Annotated in this window: 20 protein-coding genes; 14 read left to right on the top strand and 6 right to left on the bottom strand. The window is 51.2% G+C overall.

Going from position 1 to position 21,882, the window contains the following annotated elements; genetic code table 11:
- Window positions 1-183 precede the first annotated feature (183 nt).
- Both ACO0LM_RS12485 and ACO0LM_RS12480 read left to right on the top strand, forming a co-directional pair.
- Window positions 184-3,825: a hydantoinase B/oxoprolinase family protein gene (locus tag ACO0LM_RS12485; RefSeq protein WP_423037514.1), complete on the top strand. Its 3,642-nt coding sequence runs from the start codon at window positions 184-186 to the stop codon at window positions 3,823-3,825.
- A 624-nt stretch (window positions 3,826-4,449) separates the two neighbouring features.
- Window positions 4,450-5,520 carry a porin gene (locus ACO0LM_RS12480; RefSeq protein ID WP_423037512.1) on the top strand — a complete coding sequence of 357 codons (1,071 nt, stop codon included), beginning with the start codon at window positions 4,450-4,452 and terminating at the stop codon, window positions 5,518-5,520.
- Between the two features lie 160 nt (window positions 5,521-5,680).
- On the opposite strand, the gene pyrF is transcribed toward ACO0LM_RS12480, so the two are convergent.
- Complete coding sequence (gene pyrF / locus ACO0LM_RS12475; protein ID WP_423037510.1) at window positions 5,681-6,499, bottom strand: orotidine-5'-phosphate decarboxylase; 819 nt, start codon at window positions 6,497-6,499, stop codon at window positions 5,681-5,683.
- A 206-nt stretch (window positions 6,500-6,705) separates the two neighbouring features.
- On the opposite strand from pyrF, the gene ACO0LM_RS12470 reads away from it, so the two are divergent.
- From ACO0LM_RS12470 to ACO0LM_RS12450, 5 genes are all read left to right on the top strand, one after another.
- Window positions 6,706-7,161: a MarR family winged helix-turn-helix transcriptional regulator gene (locus ACO0LM_RS12470; protein ID WP_423037508.1), complete on the top strand. Its 456-nt coding sequence runs from the start codon at window positions 6,706-6,708 to the stop codon at window positions 7,159-7,161.
- Window positions 7,162-7,367: 206 nt separating this feature from the next.
- The gene (locus tag ACO0LM_RS12465; RefSeq protein ID WP_423037506.1) at window positions 7,368-7,787 is read left to right on the top strand and encodes an organic hydroperoxide resistance protein; all 420 of its coding nucleotides are present in this window, start codon (window positions 7,368-7,370) and stop codon (window positions 7,785-7,787) included.
- A 294-nt stretch (window positions 7,788-8,081) separates the two neighbouring features.
- Window positions 8,082-8,477, top strand: a complete 396-nt coding sequence (locus ACO0LM_RS12460) for a hypothetical protein (RefSeq protein ID WP_423037504.1) — start codon at window positions 8,082-8,084, stop codon at window positions 8,475-8,477.
- Entirely contained in the window at window positions 8,474-8,665 is a 192-nt protein-coding gene (locus ACO0LM_RS12455; RefSeq protein WP_423037502.1) for a helix-turn-helix transcriptional regulator, read from the top strand. The genes ACO0LM_RS12460 and ACO0LM_RS12455 overlap by 4 nt, the downstream gene beginning before the upstream one ends.
- A 65-nt stretch (window positions 8,666-8,730) precedes the next feature.
- A complete protein-coding gene (locus tag ACO0LM_RS12450) occupies window positions 8,731-9,636 on the top strand; it encodes an alpha/beta fold hydrolase (RefSeq protein WP_423037500.1) in 906 nt (301 codons plus the stop codon).
- 82 nt (window positions 9,637-9,718) lie between these two features.
- On the opposite strand, the gene ACO0LM_RS12445 is transcribed toward ACO0LM_RS12450, so the two are convergent.
- From ACO0LM_RS12445 to ACO0LM_RS12435, 3 genes are all read right to left on the bottom strand, one after another.
- A complete protein-coding gene (locus ACO0LM_RS12445; protein WP_423037498.1) occupies window positions 9,719-10,240 on the bottom strand; it encodes a YcnI family protein in 522 nt (173 codons plus the stop codon).
- A gap of 141 nt (window positions 10,241-10,381) precedes the next feature.
- Window positions 10,382-10,834, bottom strand: a complete 453-nt coding sequence (locus tag ACO0LM_RS12440; protein ID WP_423037496.1) for a copper chaperone PCu(A)C — start codon at window positions 10,832-10,834, stop codon at window positions 10,382-10,384.
- Window positions 10,835-10,987: 153 nt separating this feature from the next.
- Window positions 10,988-11,413, bottom strand: a complete 426-nt coding sequence (locus tag ACO0LM_RS12435) for a DUF2946 domain-containing protein (protein ID WP_423037494.1) — start codon at window positions 11,411-11,413, stop codon at window positions 10,988-10,990.
- 204 nt (window positions 11,414-11,617) lie between these two features.
- Between ACO0LM_RS12435 and ACO0LM_RS12430 the strand changes: the two genes are divergently transcribed.
- From ACO0LM_RS12430 to ACO0LM_RS12405, 6 genes are all read left to right on the top strand, one after another.
- A complete protein-coding gene (locus ACO0LM_RS12430; protein WP_423037492.1) occupies window positions 11,618-12,367 on the top strand; it encodes a hypothetical protein in 750 nt (249 codons plus the stop codon).
- 36 nt (window positions 12,368-12,403) lie between these two features.
- Window positions 12,404-13,702, top strand: a complete 1,299-nt coding sequence (locus tag ACO0LM_RS12425) for an acyltransferase family protein (protein ID WP_423037490.1) — start codon at window positions 12,404-12,406, stop codon at window positions 13,700-13,702.
- Window positions 13,695-14,192: an RNA polymerase sigma factor gene (locus ACO0LM_RS12420; protein ID WP_423037488.1), complete on the top strand. Its 498-nt coding sequence runs from the start codon at window positions 13,695-13,697 to the stop codon at window positions 14,190-14,192. Before ACO0LM_RS12425 ends, ACO0LM_RS12420 begins: the two co-directional genes overlap by 8 nt.
- Window position 14,193: 1 nt before the next feature.
- Window positions 14,194-14,904 (top strand): hypothetical protein, encoded by a 711-nt coding sequence (locus ACO0LM_RS12415; RefSeq protein ID WP_423037486.1) that lies wholly within the window; start codon window positions 14,194-14,196, stop codon window positions 14,902-14,904.
- Window positions 14,905-15,015: 111 nt separating this feature from the next.
- Window positions 15,016-17,397, top strand: a complete 2,382-nt coding sequence (locus ACO0LM_RS12410; protein ID WP_423037484.1) for a CocE/NonD family hydrolase — start codon at window positions 15,016-15,018, stop codon at window positions 17,395-17,397.
- A complete protein-coding gene (locus ACO0LM_RS12405) occupies window positions 17,394-18,347 on the top strand; it encodes an ornithine cyclodeaminase family protein (protein ID WP_423037482.1) in 954 nt (317 codons plus the stop codon). Before ACO0LM_RS12410 ends, ACO0LM_RS12405 begins: the two co-directional genes overlap by 4 nt.
- Window positions 18,348-18,421: 74 nt before the next feature.
- Here ACO0LM_RS12405 and ACO0LM_RS12400 read toward each other — a convergent pair whose 3' ends face one another.
- Window positions 18,422-19,921, bottom strand: a complete 1,500-nt coding sequence (locus ACO0LM_RS12400) for a DEAD/DEAH box helicase (RefSeq protein WP_423037480.1) — start codon at window positions 19,919-19,921, stop codon at window positions 18,422-18,424.
- 168 nt (window positions 19,922-20,089) lie between these two features.
- Between ACO0LM_RS12400 and ACO0LM_RS12395 the strand changes: the two genes are divergently transcribed.
- Entirely contained in the window at window positions 20,090-21,133 is a 1,044-nt protein-coding gene (locus ACO0LM_RS12395; protein ID WP_423037478.1) for a site-specific integrase, read from the top strand.
- 249 nt (window positions 21,134-21,382) lie between these two features.
- Here ACO0LM_RS12395 and ACO0LM_RS12390 read toward each other — a convergent pair whose 3' ends face one another.
- The gene (locus ACO0LM_RS12390) at window positions 21,383-21,721 is read right to left on the bottom strand and encodes a hypothetical protein (RefSeq protein WP_423037476.1); all 339 of its coding nucleotides are present in this window, start codon (window positions 21,719-21,721) and stop codon (window positions 21,383-21,385) included.
- Window positions 21,722-21,882: the final 161 nt, after the last annotated feature.

Genomic DNA, 21,882 nt, shown 5'->3' with positions numbered 1-21,882 from the left:
GATGTTTTTTATTTTTTTAGTACTGGAAATCCATTCCATCTGCTGCCTTCCGGCAATAGTTAAATGCGGGAACTGTCTGATTTTTGACACAAGGACGATAGCCCCGGATGTGGATGGCGGATCAAACCGAGATTAGACTTTGCCGGTGGACGGCAACATCTCTTTATGAAAGGTGGTTGCAATATGAACGGACAGAAACAAGCGCACGAAGATCTCCCTGAAGATCAACGCTGGCAATTCTGGATAGATCGCGGTGGTACGTTTACCGATATCGTGGCACGCCGCCCGGATGGAAAATTACTGACACATAAATTGTTGTCAGAAAACCCGGAACAATATAAAGATGCCGCCGTCGCGGGTATACAAGGTTTGCTGGGCTTGCGCCCGGACCAGAATATTTCACCCGCGCTGGTATCTGCCGTCAAGATGGGGACCACGGTCGCCACCAACGCGCTGCTGGAACGCAAGGGTGATCCAACGGCGCTGATGATCACCAAAGGTTTTCGTGATGCCTTGCGTATCGCCTACCAGAACCGGCCACGCCTGTTTGACCGTCATATCGTATTGCCAGAGCTGTTGTATGAAAGAGTGGTGGAAGTCGATGAACGCATCGATGCCCACGGCAAGGTGCTGCAGGCACTGGATGAAGGTGCTGTCAAAACAGAGCTGGCTGCCTTATACAAGGATGGTTATCGCGCACTGGCGATTGTGCTCATGCACGGCTATCGTCATACCCAGCATGAAGATCGCATAGGCAAGCTGGCGGCTGAAGCAGGTTTCACCCAGATTTCCATTTCCAACAAAGTCAGCCCGATGATGAAGCTGATTTCGCGTGGTGATACCACGGTGGTGGATGCCTACCTGTCGCCCATATTGCGACGCTATGTGGATCAGGTCGCCAGCAAGATGGATGGCGTGCGTTTGTTCTTCATGCAAAGCAACGGTGGCCTGACGGATGCCCATCGCTTCCAGGGCAAGGATTCCATACTCTCCGGCCCGGCCGGTGGTATTGTCGGCATGGTACGCACGGCGCAGACTGCGGGCTTTGATAAAATCATCGGCTTTGACATGGGTGGCACGTCGACGGATGTATCCCACTACGCCGGTGAATTTGAACGCGAATTTGAAACCCAGGTTGCCGGTGTCAGGATGCGGGCACCGATGATGAGCATACATACGGTCGCCGCTGGCGGCGGCTCCATCCTGCATTTCGACGGTACCCGTTACCGTGTCGGCCCTGACAGTGCCGGTGCCAACCCTGGCCCCACCAGCTATCGACGCGGCGGCCAACTGGCTGTAACCGATTGCAATGTCATGCTGGGGAAAATCCAGCCAGCTTATTTCCCCAGGGTGTTTGGCCCAAAAGCTGATATGTCTTTGGACCGTGACGCCGTAGTGGAAAAATTCACAGCGATGGCAGCAGAAATAGAAAAAGCCACCGGCATCCGTAAATCACCGGAAGAAGTGGCCGAAGGTTTCATCGAAATTGCTGTCGGCAATATGGCCAATGCCATCAAATTCATTTCAGTACAGCGCGGCCACGATGTGACTGACTATACCCTGACCACTTTCGGTGGCGCCGGTGGCCAGCATGCCTGCCTGGTAGCGGATGCACTGGGCATGACGAAAGTATTTGCCCACCCATTCTCGGGTGTGTTGTCGGCATATGGCATGGGCCTGGCGGACCAGACCTCCATGCGTGAGCAAGCCATGGAATTGCCACTGGCACCAACTTCACTCCCAGCACTGGAAAAACAACTGGCGCGCCTGTCAGCATCAGCAAAAAATGATTTGCTTGAACAAGGTGTGTTGATAGAAAATCTTAGTGTCAAACAGCGTGCGCATTTGCGCTACGAGGGGACGGATTCGGTCATCGTGGTGGGCATGCAGGATATCGCCGGCATGATTTTCCAGTTTGAATCTGCCTATAAAAAACGCTATTCCTTCCTGATGCCGAACAAGCCGCTGGTGATCGAAGCAATTTCGGTAGAAGCCATAGGCAATTCGGGTGAAGGCAATGAAAGCGTCGACTATCTGCCACCCCGGGAAAATAATCATGCGTTGAAGCCAGTGGAAATCGTCCAGCTTTTTTCTGGTGGGAAATGGCACGACACTGGCCTGTATGCACGTGAAGACATGCGCCCGGGTGATCATATCAAGGGGCCTGCCATCATTGCCGAAAAAAATGCCACCAACATCATAGAACCAGGCTGGGGTGCTGAAGTCACGGCATTGAATCACCTGGTGTTCACCCGTCTGGAGGCACGCCCGAAACGCCAGGCCATAGGCACCAGGGCAGACCCTGTCATGCTGGAAGTTTTCAACAACCTGTTCATGAGTATCGCCGAACAGATGGGCTTGCGCCTGCAAAATACAGCCTTCTCGGTCAACATCAAAGAGCGCCTGGATTTTTCTTGTGCACTGTTTGATGCCGAAGGCAACCTGATTGCAAATGCACCGCATATTCCTGTGCATCTGGGTTCCATGGGCGACAGTATCAAGACCATCATCCGTGCCAACGCTGGCAGCATGCGGCCCGGTGATGTCTACATGCTCAACGACCCGTATAACGGCGGCACGCACTTGCCCGACGTCACGGTCATCACACCTGCCTTCAATGCCGAAGGAAGCGAGGTGCTGTTCTATGTAGGTTCACGCGGTCATCATGCCGACATCGGCGGTATCACGCCGGGCTCGATGCCGGCAGACAGCACGGTAGTGGAAGAAGAAGGTGTGCTGATCAATAATTTCAAACTGGTCAGCGCTGGCAAGTTCCTGGAAAAAGAAACCATCACCCTGCTCTCTTCCGGCAAATACCCTTGCCGCAATATCCATCAAAACCTGGCCGACTTACAGGCGCAGATTGCTGCCAACCAGAAAGGCGTCGATGAGTTGCTGAAAATGGTACAGCACTATGGCCTGGACGTGGTGCAGGCGTATATGGGCCATGTGCAAGACAATGCCGAAGAAGCCATCAGGCGCGTCATCACGGCACTGCAAGACAGCAGTTATGAATACAAGCTCGATAACGGTGCCATCATCAAGGTTGCTATCCGGGTTGACCATGCTTCACGTTCTGCCGAAGTGGATTTCACCGGCACCTCACCACAACTGAATAATAATTTCAATGCACCCAGCGCGATCTGCATGGCTGCCGTGTTGTACGTATTCCGGACATTGATCGATGACGATATCCCACTCAACGCCGGTTGCCTGAAGCCCTTGAAGGTCATCATTCCTGAAGGTTCCATGCTGAATCCGCGCTACCCTGCTGCGGTAGTATCGGGCAATGTGGAAACCTCAAGTTGCATTACCAATGCCTTGTACGGTGCACTGGGGGTAGTCGCATCGTCACCCGGCACCATGAACAACTTCACCTTCGGCAACGATGATTATCAATACTATGAAACCATCTCTGGTGGATCAGGTGCGGGTGAAGGTTTCAATGGTACGGACGTGGTACAGACGCATATGACGAATTCACGCCTGACCGATCCAGAAATTCTTGAATGGCGTTACCCGGTCCGACTGGAAAGCTACGAGATCAAACCGGGATCAGGTGGTGCAGGTCGCTGGCATGGTGGCAATGGCGGCGTCAGAAAGATACGCTTCCTGGAAAACATGACGGCTTCCATTCTGTCGAATAATCGCGTGTATGCGCCGTTTGGCACAGCGGGTGGTGCCGATGGCGCTTGCGGTAAAAATTATGTCATCAGACATGACGGTACGACCGAGGCGCTGGGTTTTGTCGCCAGTACCACTATGCAGCCAGGCGATCTTTTCGTGATTGAAACACCGGGGGGTGGCGGTTACGGTAAGGCATGATGCGCGCTGTCGGTCACGCTGCCGGCAACATGGACAGCAACTGAGCGTGCCCGCAGAAATGGCCGGTGATGAAGTGATCACCGTCCATTTTTATTTTTACCACACACAACAAAATAATTCGTGCCCATCGTTGGCATTCAATTATCTCTCCAATAGGACTTACGCAAAACCGCCCCAGCTGCGTTGTAGCTCCCGCATTTAGCAAGATTCGGTACTGTTCGTACTGTCTTCGTTGCTACGGTGCAGTCGGGGTTTCAGGCAACATGTTGCCTGCCGACGTAACGAACATCCCCTGTAAGGGATGTTTCCTAAAAGCGATAAGCCTTGCTGGGACAATTTTGCGTAAGTCCTATCCAATTTCAACTTTTTAACAACGTTTCATCAATTATTTATAAACGATTTATAAATAATATATATGTAAACATCTTACTTTTCATCGATAATAAATTACCGACCGCATTGGCAGGAAGCCCGGCCGGTAATCAGACTTACATCAGCCTTATCGTTCCTTACCGTTTTTATTGCCCCATAGCTAGCAGGCCACAGCATGTGGTACCGCATCCCGGCAGTAGGCGATTGTTTTGACTGTGAATTATTTCCCTACCTATTTTTTGAGAGAACTAAATGAAAAAGACGTTTCTTGCACTGGCCATACTTGGCGCTTTTACCAACGCCGCTTCGGCCCAATCCTCTGTCACCATTTACGGTATCGTGGATACCGGTATTGCGATAGAAAACGGCGGCAGCGCCGGTTCTGTCAGCAAACTGACCAGCGGTATTGGTTCCGGTTCGCGTCTGGGTTTCAAGGGTACTGAAGACCTGGGTGGTGGCCTGTCTGCCTTCTTCCTGCTGGAAAGCGGTATCAACGTCGATGCAGGTTCATCGGGCCAGGGTGGCTTGATGTTTGGACGTCAGGCCTATCTCGGTATCAAGGGGGATTTTGGTACGCTGACTGCAGGCCGTCAGTACACGCCTGAATATCTGACACTGGCTTTTGCAGATCCCTTCGGTACCGGCTTTGCTGGTGATGCCGCCAATATCATGCCTAACTCTGGCGCTGGTTCCAGCCGCATGGACAACACCTTGAAATACGTCACGCCTTCTTTTGATGGCCTGACTGCTGAACTCGCCTATGGCTTTGGCGAGACAGCCGGTGATACTTCTGCCGGTCGCCAGCTTGGTGCAGCCATTACCTATGCATCCGGCCCATTTGCAGTACGCCTGGGTTACCACAACCGTAACAATGACACTGCCACGCTAAAGAATACGGATGACGGCAAAACCACCTTGCTGGCGGCAACCTATGATTTTGGTATGGCAAAAGCGCATCTGGCGTATGGCGTCAACAAGGGCCTGAACAGTTCACCCTTGCGCAATACTGCCAACCCCTACGGCAGCCTGGTGGCACCGACGGCGTCCACAGATTCCACTGACTTTTTGCTGGGCGTGACTGTGCCATTCGGTAACAACAAGATACTGGCTTCGTATATCCGCAAAGACGACAAGACAGTGAAAAATCAGGATACCAGCCAGTTGGCTGTGGCCTATCTGTATTCGCTGTCCAAGCGTACCGACCTGTATGCGGCTTACGCCAGGATAGATAACAAGAATGGTGCCGGCTACACCGTAGGTAGTGCCATTGAAGCTGGCTCAGGTGACAAAGCCCTGCATGTAGGCATACGTCACAGCTTCTAAAAGAACGCCAGGCCGTGATGCACGTTCTGCAAAAATTCCACAAGGATGTTTGTGGCAATGCGCTTCACTTCGCCCCATGCAATCCGCCCACGTACAAGAAGTGGAAGGATTGCATGCGTGCTGATCTGCGTTGGATGGGCTTTTGTATTTTCCGTGCAGCTTAACGGTAAGTATTGATGGCGTCGCGAGTTTCCAGCGCAACCCGGCGAATCGCCGCGACATTGCTTTCACCTGCCATCAGTGTCGGATACAAAATGGCGCGTGAAGAATTGATCATCATGCCGGTACCGTTGGCAGTCTTGCCGGCCTGCACCGTCGCCGCAATATCACCGCCCTGAGCACCAATGCCTGGCACCAGCAAAGGCATATCCCCTGTCAGGGCACGCACCTGCGCCAGTTCATTCGGGAAAGTCGCACCGACCACCAGGGCACACTGGCCATTGGTATTCCATTTATCAGCCACCAGTTGCGCCACATGCTGGTACAAAGGCTTGCCACCGACATCCAGGAATTGCAGATCAGAGCCGCCGGCATTCGATGTACGACACAGTATGATGACGCCACGGTCTTTCCATTCCAGATACGGTGCGACAGAATCAAAACCCATGTAGGGGTTGACGGTCACGGCATCGGCGGCATAACGTTCAAATGCCTCGCGTGCATATTGACCGGCAGTAGCACCGATATCACCACGCTTGGCATCCAGAATGACGGGAATATGTGGATACGTGGTTTTGATATAACGACAAATTGCTTCCAACTGATCTTCTGCACGCAGCGCTGCAAAATAGGCGATCTGCGGCTTGAATGAACAGGCCAGGTCCGCCGTTGCATCAATCACGGTTTTACAAAATGTAAATATGGCATCCGGCTTGCCTGCCAATTCTGCCGGAAAACGGCTGACATCCGGGTCCAGGCCCACACACAGCAGGGAATTGTTTGCCGTCCAGGCGGCAGAAAGTTTCTCGATAAAGCGCACATTGTCCTCTTACGGTAGGCGGTGGCCAGGCCACACGCAATGGCTGACATTATACCTTGCCACCCATGGCCGACCTCAAACCGAGCGAGCGCTTCTGACAAAGATCACTCAGCAAGTTTGCAACAGCTTGAAGAAACTGTTTATCATGACCAGCGACGAAGATATTTTGCAGCACTTTCTGTAGCTGCCCTACCACCAAGAGTGCCATGATGAAAAAAACTGCTGCCCCCCCCATCAATATGCTGGCACTGGAAAACCAATTCTGCTTCGCCCTGTATTCTTCATCCCTGGCACTGACCAAGGCCTATAAGCCCCTGCTGGATGAATTGGGTCTTACCTATCCGCAATATCTGGTCATGCTGGTCTTGTGGGAGCAGGACAAGGTACTGGTAAAAGATATCGGCAATGCCCTGTTCCTGGATTCAGGCACCCTGACCCCCTTGCTGAAGCGCCTGGAAACAAATGGCCTGTTGCAACGCCATCGGGATGAAGCCGATGAGCGTCAGGTCAGGATCACCCTGACGGCTGCCGGCAGGGAACTGAAGAAAGCCGCCATGGATATACCGCATAAAATACTCTGCGCCAGCGGCCAAAGCAAAGACACCCTGATCGACTTGCGCACCAACCTGAACGCCTTGCGTACGGAATTACTCAAACCCTGAAGCGCTTGCAGACACAACATACCTGCAACATGTGCCTTTATATTGATTTTGTAACAAGTCCTTGAATAAACGCGCATGACTCCTATGATGTTCATAGAAAAAAATAATGAGAAATTAAATTGTGCACAATTTAATTGTGCGATATAGTTCACCCATGGCATCAACAACTGCCACTCAATCAACCAAGCCCAACAAGGAGCAAGACGATGCAAGTACTCTACACAGCAAATGCAACAGCAACTGGTGGTCGTGATGGCCGTGCCGTTTCCAGTGACAATCAACTGGAAGTCAAACTGACGACCCCGAAAGAATTGGGTGGCGCAGGCGGTGAAGGCACCAATCCTGAACAAATGTTTGCTGCCGGCTATTCAGCCTGCTTCATTGGCGCCATGAAATTTGTCGCAGCAGCCCAGAAAACCGCGCTGCCAGCAGATACTTCCGTCAATGGCCTGGTGGGCATAGGCCCGAACGGCAAAGGCGGTTTTGGCCTGGCCGTGACACTGAATGTCAACCTGCCTGGCCTGGACCGTGCAGCAGCTGAAGCACTGGTCCACAAGGCACATGAAGTCTGCCCTTATTCAAATGCCACCCGTGGCAATATCGAAGTGACTTTGAACATCCTGTAAATGTCGGGGCTGTTCGCCCACATGAAATCAGGAATCGGAAATCAGGCTTGCAGAATTATTCTTCTGCAAGCCTTTTTAGTTTCTGCCGCTCCTTCATCCTCCTCTATTCAAATAAAAATCCCCCATCCATGTAAAGCGTACTTGACATACCTGTTCTTTGATATATGATGACAAGCATGCTTTACACCACTTGAATAAAAATGCCGAAGCTAAAGCGTGCAGGCAAAGTCCTGGCGCTATTTTTTTTGGCCTGAGGTGTAAAGCAAACTTTACTTATTTTTAAAAAAGGAGACGATGATGCGTGAGAAACAAGCCAGGGCCCTTTATTTCCGTGAGCTTTTTGCGGCACTGGCAATGTATTGCCTATTCGTGTTCGGCAGCAATTTATTTGCCGGGCCGATGCCAGCAGGATCACTGCGCAGCCTGCTGATTGCCAGTCCCATCTTACCCGCCTTGCTGCTTGTCTGGACCATAGTCCGGCAATTTCAGCGCATGGATGAATATCTGCGCATCTGGTCACTGGAAAATCTGGGCATGGCAGCAGCAGTGACCGCTGCTTCCGCACTCAGTTATGGCTTCATGGAAAGCGCAGGCTTTCCCAAGCTCAGCATGTTTGTGACCTGGTCCCTGGTGATGGGCAGTTGGGGCCTGATCACTTGTCTGCGCAGGTGGAAAGAGAGGTCGCAATGAAGAACATCGTCAGGGAATTACGTACCCAGCGTGAATGGAGCCAGGCCCAGTTGGCAGACCTGCTGGAAGTATCTCGCCAGACGGTGAATGCCATAGAAACAGGACGTTATGATCCCAGCCTGCCATTGGCTTTCAGCATAGCCAAACTGTTTCAACTACCTATCGAAAAAATATTTCAGGCTCAGTAAAGCAACTATTTAAACAACTATTACAAACCAGCCGGATTCATTCCGGAAAAAATCAAGAGACCATCATGCACATCAAGAACCTCATCACAGTATTCGCTTTCAGCATCACCTGTTTATTGGGCACCACCTTACCGGCCCGCGCTGCTGATAAGCATTTTCAAGTGGGCAGCATGTATGTAGAACGTCATGGCAACCAGGGCACGCCCATCATTTTGATACCCGGCCTGGCCAGTGGTGCCTGGGTGTGGGATGACACTGTCAAACAACTGGAAAAAAATCATCGCCTGTATGTAGTCACCCTTGCCGGATTTGATGGCCAGCCCGCCACTGAAGGCCCACTGATGGAAAAAGCTAAAGCATCCCTGCTTGAATTGGTACAACAGCAAAAACTCGATAAACCAGTACTGCTCGGCCATAGTCTGGGCGGTACGCTGGCGATCTGGTTTGCCCAGCAACACAGCGAACTCATACGTGGCGTGATTGCGGTAGATGGCTTGCCCGTCTTCCCTGGTACAGAAAACACGCCGACAGACCAGCGGCCCGTCCTGGCAGCCCGCTTTAAAGCACAAATGAGCGCACAAACCCCAGAAATTTTTGCGGCCCAGCAATTGCAGTACATGCGTGCTATCGGCGTGGTAGATGAAAAACTTGCACAAAGCATCGCCGGACATACCAGCAAGAGTGATCCAGTGGCTACCGCAAGCTATGCCAGTGAAATCGTCAGCATGGATTTACGCAAGGACATGTCCAAAGTTCTGGTGCCACTACTGGAAATATCACCGTATTACGCAGCTGATTTTGCTGCCCGCAATATCAACGTCGAAGCAAAAAACGCTTACTATCAATCCCTACTTCAAGGAGCGCCCAAATTGCAAGTCTTAGCCATTGAGAATGCTCGCCATTTCCCTATGCTGGATCAGCCCCAGGCATTTATGCAAGTGCTTCAGCATTTCTTGAAATCCGTAGAATAAATTTGTGTGATTCCCGTTAATAAAAAAATCCCCCGTGCTTTCATCAAAGCGCGGGGGATTTTTATTTAAAAACACAATTGCATCAATGCTGATGTGTTGCTTCTGTTTTTTCCAATATCTCCAACACCGGTGCTGGTGTTTTCAAGCCCTTGGCAGCCTGGTCACCTGTCGGGATTTCCACCCAATCCAGCCTGCCCTTCTCACATAATTGCACCACCTTGAAAGCCAGCTTACCGGCAGTCTCAGGCAATTTCACCTGCATAGAAAATTCATCATAGTAAGCATCAGGCAAAGGGCCACCAGTCCAGCTGATTTCACGTACATCACGGCTGATAGTCTTGCCATGCGAGGTATAAGGTGTGCTGAGATTTTCAATCACCGTATCAATTTTCCAGCCTGCTTTGGGCATGGGCTTGGCACCGCTCACGGTTTCCGGCAAGATGATTTTCAGCGTGTGCGTGGCGCTGCCATCACAACCATGCCCGACCTTGAATGTCAGTTTTTGATAGCTGCCGGCAACTGCTTTTGCCTGGTCCAGAGTAATGTGTGCAGAAGCAGCCTGGGCACACAAGGCTGCAAGTAAAATGAAAATCTGTTTTTTCATACTGTTCTCCTGAAATCTGTAGGTGTTGCCTGCTCAGGCAACTCGTGTGGTAATGCATGTACTGACGATATAGCCTGATGCCAATAAAATACATAGGCATGCCAGACTGCCAGGGCGCATCAGGCTCATGGTAATCGTCAATCAATGATGAACAGCCTGGTTCAAAGGCTTGGCTATTGCCTTGACCTCTATGGTTTCGCGTTTCTTGTCTTTGTTTTCAAGCACCAGCGTCAAAGGCACGATGTCGCCATCCTTGATCTGGGATTTCAAATCCAGCAGCATGACATGATATGCACCTGGTTTCAGTTCCACTGTTTTTCCGGCGGGCAAATCCATGCTGTCTACCGAGCGCATTTTCATGATGTTGTCATTCATTTCCATTTTATGCAGTTCGGCAATACCGGCGACTGGTGAACGTACTTCCACCAATTTTACATCTTTGACAGAACTGATCTGCATGAATGCCCCGCTGGCTTTTTGCTGGGGCACCGTTGCCCGCACCCAGGCTTCTTTCACCGTTACCTGCGCCTGCGCCGCGGTGGAAAAACCAGAAAACAAAACAGCTGACACTAGCAGTTTGTTGAAGTTTTTCATGTATTTATTCCTTTTCAATTATTCCAAAATTCCTGCAATATCCAGCCCTGCATACTTGCTCAAAAAAAGCATGCCCCATGGCTGTGAAATTGCATTATTATTACTTTAACAAACACAAGCTATGCACATGCCATCGGCATGCGCCAAGGAAAATCAGCGATGAAAAGTGGATTGCGGCGGGGCGCGGGCTTGCACATGCGTCCAGGCGGCAAGCGTGACAGGTGCATGATAAAACAGGGGCGGGAAAAATTCGCTGAGTTGACTGTCAGTACGCTCAGGAAAAGAAGCTGGCAGGAACACGGAATGATCATTGAACGGCACACACAACGCGCAGTGACTAACAGAATGTTCGTTTGGCTGGCCAGTTTTGCCTTCAGCAAGCTGGACGATTTTACCGGTAGCCGTATCCAGCAGCTTCTTACCACTGGCACTGCACAGTTCCACAAGGCCAGATACCTGTCCGGCAACGACAGGTTTTGACTCCATAGCCGTTGCCAGGGATGGCAACAGCCCACTGAACAGCAATGCAAAACATGCAAGCCATATGGTGTAGTGCCGGAATCGGTGAGAAATACGCATGGCAGGATTATAACCAAGCTGGCAGATTAGGGGAGCTTGACCTGAAAGATCAAACAAATATTTTCAAGCAGTTGTGAATTTTTCTGTCGACTAGCGAATAAAAGTATATGGGTTCAGCGATTGCAGTTATCACGTCAGCCGCTGAACATTTATTTTCTTATTTGATACGCATTTGATCACTATCAAATGCGGCGGGGAGATGTCATGTCTGCTATATGCCGTATTTTATTTTTCACCCTTCTTTGCCTGCATGCCGTCCATACCTACGGACAAGCTGCCAATACTGTCCCAGCAAACCTGGACTATATCCTACAACAGCACTATGCAGCGATCGGCGATTTTTCCAGAATACAGTCCAGACGTGTCAAATTGCGCATCGTCGGTATGGCACCGTTTGAAATACCGACCACGGTAGAATCGAAACGCCCCAATCTGTTTCGCCGGGATGTCTTTCTGCAAGGGCAGGTGCAAAGCAGTAGTTATGATGGCAAGGATGCCTGGAAAATAGACCCTTTCCTTTCCAGCGGCAAACAAGCCGTAGACATCAGCGCGGATGAGCTGCCTGCCATGATCGAAGAAGCCTATTTTGACGGCATCCTGGTAGCGGCGCAAAAATTCGGTTTCCCGTTGCACTATCAGGGGCAAGAAAAACTCGATGGCCGGCCTGTCCATGTCATTAAAGTCAGCGTGCCGGGGACGGGGGAATCCAGCATTTATCTGGATGCCGATAATTTTCTCGAAGTAAAACGCCTGCAAAGACGACGGATAATGGGGCAGATGACCGACCTGGAAATTTTCAGCATGGACTACCGCAAACAAGATGGCCTGCAACTACCGTTTCGCATAGAAATCGGCAGCAGGGGTGCCAGCCAGCGCATGCGCATGATCATCGACCAGCTAGAGAGCAATCCTGTGATTGCCACCTCTCGTTTTCAACGTCCTGCGGGTAATTGAATTGCCACAGAGCTTACTTCAACTTTGGAAACTGTCATGCACACTGCCACGCACTCTGTCACGCGCTCTGTCACCGATTCACACACACTGAATGCCCCATTAGCTAGCAGGCGCGAAGACCGCTTGCATGGGCTGGATGCCCTGCGTGCATTTGCCCTGTTGCTGGGTGTGCTCTTGCATGCCAGCATGTCTTTCCTGCCCGGCGCACGATTTTTCTGGGTAGTCAATGATCATGAAAAAAGCATACTGCTGGGGCCAGTGTTTTTCATGATTCATGTTTTCAGGATGCCTTTGTTTTTCATGCTTGCCGGTTTCTTCGCGCATATGGGCTTACAGAAAAAAGGTGTGTCCGGTTTCATCAGGGACAGGGCACGGCGCATCGCCCTGCCCTTGCTTATTGGTTGGCCATTGATCTTCGGCATCATCGTTGCGGCAGTGGTGCTGGCGGCCCGGATAAGATTGGGTGGCAACTTGCCCAAGCAATCGCCACCGATACCCAGTTTCACGCCGGGCGACTTCCCGCTGGCTCATCTGTGGTTTCTGTATATGCTGTTGCTTTTGTACATACCGTCCGTGGCACTGTGGACACTGTGGACAAGCTCGCAGGCCAGCGGCCTGGCCAATCGTTTGAATATGCAACTGAGTAAGCAACTGGACAAGGTCGGCGAGCTGATCACGGCTAGCCTGACTGGCTGGGCTGCCCCCTTCTTGCTGGCCGTGCCGGTTGCCCTGGCTTTGTTTTATATCCCCTACTGGACCAACTGGTTTGGCGTGCCCACACCAGATCAATCACTGTACCCAAGTCTGGCTGCCTGGGTCAGTTTTGGCATGGCTTTCAGCTTCGGCTGGCTACTACAGTCTTGCCAGGATGTTTTTGACAGATGGAAAAAACGCTGGGCCTGGCATCTGCTGATGGCATTCGCCCTGAGCAGTTATTGCCTGCTGCTTGTGGGTATGGTGCCGCGACTGATGCCAGCCCCCCACGATGCAGACAAGTTGCTATACGCCTTCCTGTATGCCGCTGCCGCATGGCATTTCTGCTTTGGTTTGACAGGTCTGGGCTTGCGCTACATGAACCAGGCCAGTCCGGCGCTGCGCTATGTTGCTGATGCATCATACTGGATTTACCTGATTCATCTGCCGCTGATCATGGCGGCCCAGGCATGCGTGTCACGCAGCGATTGGCACTGGCTGCTCAAGCTGATGGTGGTCCTGTGCAGCACCTTATTGCTGACCCTGCTGAGCTATCACTGGCTGGTAAGATACACCTGGCTGGGTGCAGTGTTGAATGGCAAACGCGCCCAGCGACTAACCCGGGCCCCACAACATGGATGAAGTACTCTTCCTGCAGCAACTGGCGGCGCACAAGCGCCTGTTGTACAAGATTGCCTATAGCTATTGCCGCCATGCAGAAGACCGGCGCGATCTGGTGCAGGATATGGTGATGCAGTTGTGGCGTTCATTTCGCAGCTTTGACCAGCGCGTCCTGTTTTCTACCTGGATGTACCGCATCGCCATGAATGTCGCCATCTCGCACTACCGCAGTGAAATCCGGCAATTGCGCGATACCTTGCCGCTGGAAGAATTTGGCCTGGACATTGCCGAAGCAGATCAGCTCTTCAGCGCGCAAAGCGACAATATGCGCACTCTGGATAAGCTCATCAGCGAACTCGATGAACTCAATCGCGCCCTTATCCTGCTCTTCATGGATGGTTACAGCAATGATGAAATTGCTGCCATCATGGGTCTGACAGCAAGCAATGTCGCTACCCGCATGAGCCGTATCAAACAAAAATTGCAAACCCGTTTTGCAGAAGGAAATTAAAATGAATCTCGACCTTTTAAAAACCGAATGGCAAGCCAGGGATCAGGGCCTGGAACAGGCTGTCAGGCTGAATACGCAGATGCTAAGGTTATCCGTGCTGGAACAGCACAGGCGCGAAATCAGCAAATGGGGCTGGGCGGACAAATACGAAATCATTGCTGGCACCCCGGTGTTCATTTACCTGATCTGGTTCCTGTCGCATTACATCATGGATATCAAATTTGCCCTGCCTGCGCTGGCCATACTGGCATGGACCATCGCCCTGCCCCTGCTCAACCACAGACAGCGGCATGCCTTGCAAGACCTGGATTTTTCTCAACCCATCACTACCGTGCAAAGACAACTGGCAGAACTGAAAGCCCGGCGGCTAAACTTGTTCAAATGGGCATTCTTGCTGGGACAAATTATCTGGTTCATCCCCTTTTTGCTGGTGCTGTTCAAGGGCGTGTTTGGTGTGGACTTGTATCAAAAAACCCAGAACTTCATCTTCCCCAGCCTGATGGTCAGTGTGCTATTCATCCCGGTGGCGATAGGCATTTCAAAACTGCTGTCAGGGCGACTGAAGCGCTCGGCGAGCTTCCAGGCGATGACTGATTCATTGGCAGGTGAAGACTATAAACAGACGCAGCGTTTTTTAAAGAAACTGACTCAGTTTGAAGAAGTACCTGTGGAAAGCAAGGATGTGGAAGCCGACACAGCATCCAACAAATAATCGTGCGCACAAATTTGACTATATGGCATTAATACTATTTTTGTTAAACTAGGGCATGTTGACCTAATGGTGTTGGATCATTTTTCTTGCTAACTTTTCGACAGGTGCTGAATGCGTCTTTCCATCGTCCCAGTATGGCTGATTTTATTCCTGGGTGTGCAGGTTCAGCACGCTTACGCGCAAGCTGATGCAGTCTTTATTCCCATAGCCAGCCAGGACAAAACTGCGGACATGGAAACCCGCATGGCGACACTGGCAAAAATCCTGCAGGCGCATGAGACTGCCAAAGACTGGGATGCCAATCAATTGTTTCGCCTGCAGTTATTGACTGCCCAACCCAGCGCCGCACTGAGCAATATCCTGGCGGCACGCGCGCAGGCCGGACAGAAACCAACAGGCCCGCAACCCGCACAGAACGCTAGCCTATACATCGCTTACGAGTTATATGCACGCGCCATCGAATTGCAAACCCGCAAGCCCGTTGATTTTGCAACTGCTTTGAAAGAAGCATTCGGGCAAGTCTTCACGCGGCTGGACAACCTGGCAGCCATGGATGCCGAATTTGCGCTTGGTACGTCGGCACAACGTCTGCAGGCAGATTTCGAGCGCAATTGGAGCAGCCATGCAGACCAGCCTGCCATCCCGCTCAAGGATGCGCTGAGCCTGTGTCGCCAATACCTGGCCTGGCAAGTGTATGCGCGTCTTACCTCTTACCTGCCTCAATTGCTGGCAGATGAAGAACTTCGTCGCTATGAAAAACAAACCCTGCTGATCCCCACCGCAGATGGCGCACAGATCAGCAGTCTGCTGATACGCCCCAAAGCCATGGATGGCAGCGTAAAGAAACTGACTACCTTGCTCGGTTTTACTATCTATGCCAACGATGAATGGAGTTATGCTGATGCAAAAAAAATGGCTGTACATGATTATGCCGGCATGGTCAGTTATACACGTGGCAAAGGAAGCAGCACCGATGCTGTACGACCGTTTGAACATGATGGTGATGACGCCCGCACTGTCATAGACTGGATCAGCAAGCAGGCATGGAGTGATGGACGGGTCGGCATGTTTGGTGGCAGTTACAGCGCATTTACCCAATGGGCTGCAGCAAAAAAATTACCCGCTGCCCTGAAAGCCATGGCGACATCTGCCAGCACCGCACCTGGTATTGACGTACCGATGGAAGGCAATGTGTTCATGAACTTCATGTATCCCTGGATACCTTACGTCACCAACAAGCGCTCGCTGGATGAAGCCGCCTACGCGGATACGCAACGCTGGCAAAAACTGAATCACAACTGGTATCAGCGCGGTCTTGCCTATCGTGGGCTGGATGGCATTGATGGTGTCGCCAATCCCATCCACAGGCGCTGGTTGCAACATCCTGCCTATGACAGTTATTGGCAATCCATGATCCCGTATCGCCAGGAATTTTCACAAATACACATTCCCATCCTGACGACCACCGGCTATTTTGATGGCGCGCAAGTGGGTGCCTTGTACTATTTTCAGGAACATACACGCTACTTGCCTAAAGCAGACCATACTCTGCTGATTGGTCCTTACAATCACTTCGCCATGCAGGGTGGGGTGGCGATGAATGAATCCGGTTATGCCGTCGATGAAGTGGCCCGGCTGGATTTGCAAGCCTTGCGCCTGCAATGGTTTGATCATCAATTTAAAGGGTCAGCCAAACCAGCCCTACTGAAGGACAGGATCAATTACCAGGTCATGGGCGCAAATATCTGGAAGCATGTACATACACTGGCAGACATGCAGCAAGGGCAAACAGACTATTATCTGGGCTGCGACCAGCTTGCGGCAAACACCCACTGCCAGTTGTTGCCAAAGCCTTCTATACAAAAGAAAGCCACTAAAAAAATCCCCATGCTGCTGAGCGTCGATATGGCAAAGCGGGATGACATCGCCAGCTATCAGGACAATCCCCCAAGAGTCAGCAAGACACTCACGCCACCGAACGCGCTATTATTCCTGTCTGCCCCTTTGCAGAAAGCGACTGAAATCAGCGGCTTGTTTGCAGGGCACCTGGAATTGATCGTCAACAAAAAAGATGTCGATCTGCTGGTGACTGTCTACGAGCAAATGCCAAATGGTGATTATTTTGAACTGGCATCCTTCATGCGTCGCGCCAGCTATGCAAAAAACCGCAGTCAACGCCAATTGCTGCAGCCCGGCAAACGACAGGTCATCGATTTCACGGCAGAGCGCATTACCAGCAGACAGGCGCAGGCAGGCAGCAGGATCATCATCAGCATAGGCATCCCAAGGCAGCCCGATCTGCAAATCAATTATGGCAGTGGCAAGGATGTCAGCGACGAAAGCATAGCCGATGCAGGCATGCCAATTCAACTGCAACTGCTTGACGGCAGTTACCTACGCCTGCCTTTGGTGGACACGGGCAATGTCAGCCAGAACAGGCAAGGACCAGTTACCCCGTCACTTACTGCTGGCTCATCTGATAGACGACAATGATCCCCCATTTCAGCCAACAACAAGTTCGTAGCGCGTTGCCATATGCGAGGCTGATTCCTGCCTTGTGCCTGGCATTCACCGAAGACATGATCGCCCCCAAGCGACATGCGCATACCCTGTCGGAAGCAGACAGTTCCAGCCTCTTGCTGATGCCGGTCTGGCAAAACCATGGGCACCTGGGGGTCAAGCTAGTGACGGTTGCCCCGCACAATACCGACCTGCCTTCGGTGCATGCGATTTTTGTTTTATTTGATACGCAAACCGGTGCGCCGCTGGCTCTGATGGACGGTGAAGAACTGACTTTACGCCGCACTGCTGCGGCTTCGGCACTGGCGTCGTCATTTGCCTCAAGAACTGATAGCCAGCGCCTGCTGCTGGTCGGCAATGGCAGCCTGGCACCTCATATTGCGGTTGCCCATTGTCACACACGACCCATCAGGCATATCAGCATCTGGGGGCGATCAGGTGACAAATCTGCACAGGCCGCGAGGACGCTGCGTGAACATGCCGAACTGCCTGCATCTGTGGATATTGAAGTGGTCACCGATCTGGTTGCCGCCTGCGCCCAGGCAGACATCATCAGTTGTGCAACCACCAGCAAGACCCCTATCGTGCTGGGTGAGCATGTGCGGGCAGGTACCCATCTGGATCTGGTTGGTGGATTCCGGCCCGATATGCGCGAAGTGGACGATGCCCTGATGCGCAAGGCCATTGTCTACGTGGATACGTATGCAGGTGCACTGGCAGAGGCGGGGGACCTGACGCAAACCCTGGCGAATGGCAGCCTGGTCAGATCAGCCATCGTTGCTGAACTGGCCGAGCTATGCGCAGGCCGTCATCCCGGACGGACGCAAACAGCAGACATCAGTGTGTTTAAATCGGTGGGAACGGCAATAGAAGATTTATGTGCTGCCAACCTGGCCTGGGAAAGTCTGGCTGCCAACGCCTGATGCGTCATGCAGCCATTTCCCTGTCAAGTCAGCCGCATGGTTGCAGGCTGGCGCTGAGTCTTAACCCTTAAGCCTTAACTCTTGGAAAAGCCACCCAGCAAAGCTGCTTTTCTTTGTGGCTTGGCGCTTGTGCCAGCCTTGCTATCGGTTGCAGATGTCAATGGCGTGGCGGCAGATACGCTAGGTTCGTAAGGTTTCAGGAACCAGGGATCAATTTTTTCTCTTGGAGGCTGAAAACTGCGCGTTGGCCGTTCGCTTCTGTCGGCACGATCAGGCCGTTCCGTGCGTTCAGTACGTTCATTGGTACGATCAGCAGTTCTTTCGCTACCCCGGTCAGCACGTTCACGCGGTGCACGGTGTTCTGCCTTATGCACGGAGGTAGCAACAAAACCTGCCAGGTTCAGGCGCACGATCTTTTGCTTGATCATTTTTTCGATATCGATCAGCAGACGCTCATCCTGATCGGTGTGCAGGGAAATCGCATCCCCTTTGGCACCGGCACGACCAGTACGGCCTATACGATGTACATAATCTTCGGCGTTATACGGCAAATCAAAATTGATGACGCACGGCAGCTCTGCGATATCCAGTCCACGCGCAGCCACATCAGTCGCCACCAGCACTTCGACTTCACCCTGCTTGAATGCTTCCAGTGCAGCCATGCGTTCTTGCTGTGACTTGTCACCATGAATCGCCGATGCCTTGACGCCCTGCTTGACCAGATGAACGGCCAGGCGCGACGCACCTATCTTGGTATTGGAAAAGACGATCACCTGTTTCAAACCGCGCTCACGGATGATGAAGGAGACAGCATCGCGTTTTTCTTCGGTGGATACCTTGTACAGAATCTGCGTGACATTGTCAGCCGTGGCATTGCTGCGCGCCACTTCTATGGTCAGCGGATTGGTCAAAAAGCTGGCTGCGAGTTTCTTGATTTCTTGCGAGAAGGTGGCAGAGAACATCAGGTTCTGGCGTTGTTTAGGCAGCAGATTGATGATGCGTTGCAGGTCAGGCAAAAAGCCCATGTCCAGCATACGATCAGCCTCATCCATGACCAGAATCTGGGTCTGCGACAGGTTGATGGTTTTTTGCTGTACATGATCTAGCAAACGCCCTGGGGTAGCGATCACGATTTCGACGCCGGAACGCAGGGCCGCAACTTGCGGTGCCATGTCCATGCCGCCAAACACCACGGTAGAACGCAGCGGCGTGTGACGTGAATAGGCTTTCACATTGTCAGCCACCTGATCAGCCAGCTCACGGGTAGGTGTCAGTATCAGCGCGCGCACGGGATGGCGTGCCGGTGAAGCACTGGTACTCGCATGTGCCAACAGCAACTGGATGATGGGCAAGGAAAAGCCAGCGGTCTTGCCAGTGCCGGTTTGTGCCGCACCCATGACATCACGCCCTTGCAGAACAACTGGAATTGCCTGTTCTTGTATGGGTGTGGGATGGACATAACCCTGATCAGTCAGGGCACGCAAGATTTCCGGCGACAGGCCGAAATCAGCAAACTTCACGTCTGGTGTAGTTTGCTCGGGGACAGGTATAGCTGGGGACTTGATATCAGTCATGGTATTTGGTGGGCCTCCCGTGAGTCGAACACGGTACCAACGGATTATGAGTCCAGCCGTATATCGTCGAATTCTAGGGGACGAGATTAAACTTCTTGAATATTTGGGACAAATTTGGGACACTGTCTTCGACACGTATTATACACATATAAGAAATAGGGATTAAATTTGGCTACATTTACCAAACGGGGGGACTTTCAATGGCAAGCAAAAGTTCGTCGCCAAGGCTATGCACCGCAATCTAAAACTTTCTTGTCAAAATCAGATGCGGAAATCTGGGCGCGCCAAGTTGAGTCAGAAATTGATCGAGGCATCTTTGTTTCCCGGGTTGAGGCGGAAAGCACGACCCTAGCTGAGGGATTGGAACGCTATGCACGGGAAATTACACCACAAAAGAAAGGGGCCAACCAGGAACTGACGAGATTAAAGAAATGGCAATCTCATCCATTAAGTGTACGTTATCTATCAACAATCAAAAGTAGCGATCTAGCAAAATTTCGTGATGAGCGCCGCGCAACAGGTAAAGCAGAGAATACAATTCGGCTGGAATTAGCCCTACTGTCCCATTTCTTCGAGGTCGCACGCAAAGACTGGGGCATGGAGAGCCTTATCAATCCCGTCAAGAACATCCGGCTTCCCAGTGGATCACAACAGCGAGACAGGCGGTTACACGGCAAGGAAGAGAGTTACTTGTTAGATGCCCTAGATATTACAAGCCAACCTATTACACGTCCCATTGCTGAACTAGCAATACATACAGCCATGCGTCAGAGTGAAATTCTTGGACTGACATGGGACAACGTCGATTTCAATCGAAGGATTGTTTTTCTGGCAGACACAAAGAACGGTGATTCTCGCAAAGTGCCCCTATCAAAAGCAGCTTTGGCAATCTTCATTGCACTACCCCGACCGATTGAGGAAGGTCAAATTTTCAATATATCCCAAGATCGCTTGATTCGCACCTTTCAGCGTGCATGCGTGCTGGGTAAGGCAAAGTATTTGGAAGATTGTAAAAAGGTGAGCCAATTGCCAGAAAAGGATTTTCTTGACAACCTGCGATTTCACGATCTGCGCCATGAAGCTACAACCAGATTATTTGAAAAAGGCCTAGATATGATGGAGGTCGCAAGTATTAGCGGGCATAAGTCACTTTCAATGTTAAAGCGATATACCCACCTCCGTGCTGAAGATTTAGCTCACAAATTAGGTTAATTTGTGTAGCTTTAAAACTGTCATAAATTAGGTAAGCTTCTGGTTCTGCTCGGGGATTACCTTATTTATCTAAGATCGTGAACACGTTCTTAGATTTTTATACGCATACATTCGCTGGGCGAATGACAAAATATTATATCTGGCAAGAAGTGAGTCAATTATAAAAATAGTCAGTTTAATATTCAAAAATTCTGTGGTCTGCTCACGGCGGTGTTTACTTGCTTCCCCACAAAATGATGCAAGCAGGTTTTAAACATGCCTTTTTTTACGTAAATTGTTCGCCTTCGTATTGACTCTGATGGAGCGAACGATATCCCGGTGTCCGTTTTCAGCGTCTTGCCATGTTGAGTAGCGTTGCGCTGTTCCGGTTTCTGTATCGGTAAAAATCAAAGTCTCAAAAAAGTAGGGCGTACCCTGTTTTGAGAGTTCCAGTTTGCCGGTAAAAATGGTTGACACTAAAACATCGTCGTGATCGTATTTTGCGACAACTCTTTTTGCTTTTAGCATCCAATACGTCCAATCCAATATATTGACAGGCTTAGGCGTTTTGTTATCAGCATCTAAAATGTAATATTTTTTTGCTTGCATAAATTGCGTTCAGGATGCGAACCCAAATTCGAAATTCCAAGGATTCTGCATCATTGTATTTGGGAATGGATTCACACCAACTTCGACCCAACCACCTGATCAAGTTCCACAGCTGCCCGTAATTCCGGTACTGTAAGATCGGTTGAAGATTAGTACTAATC

Source organism: Undibacterium sp. Di26W (assembly GCF_049340265.1).
In the GTDB taxonomy this organism is placed as follows: Bacteria; Pseudomonadota; Gammaproteobacteria; order Burkholderiales; family Burkholderiaceae_D; genus Undibacterium.
The sequence above is the reverse complement of the archived record's forward strand: the minus strand, read 5'-3'. Positions and strand labels throughout refer to the sequence as shown.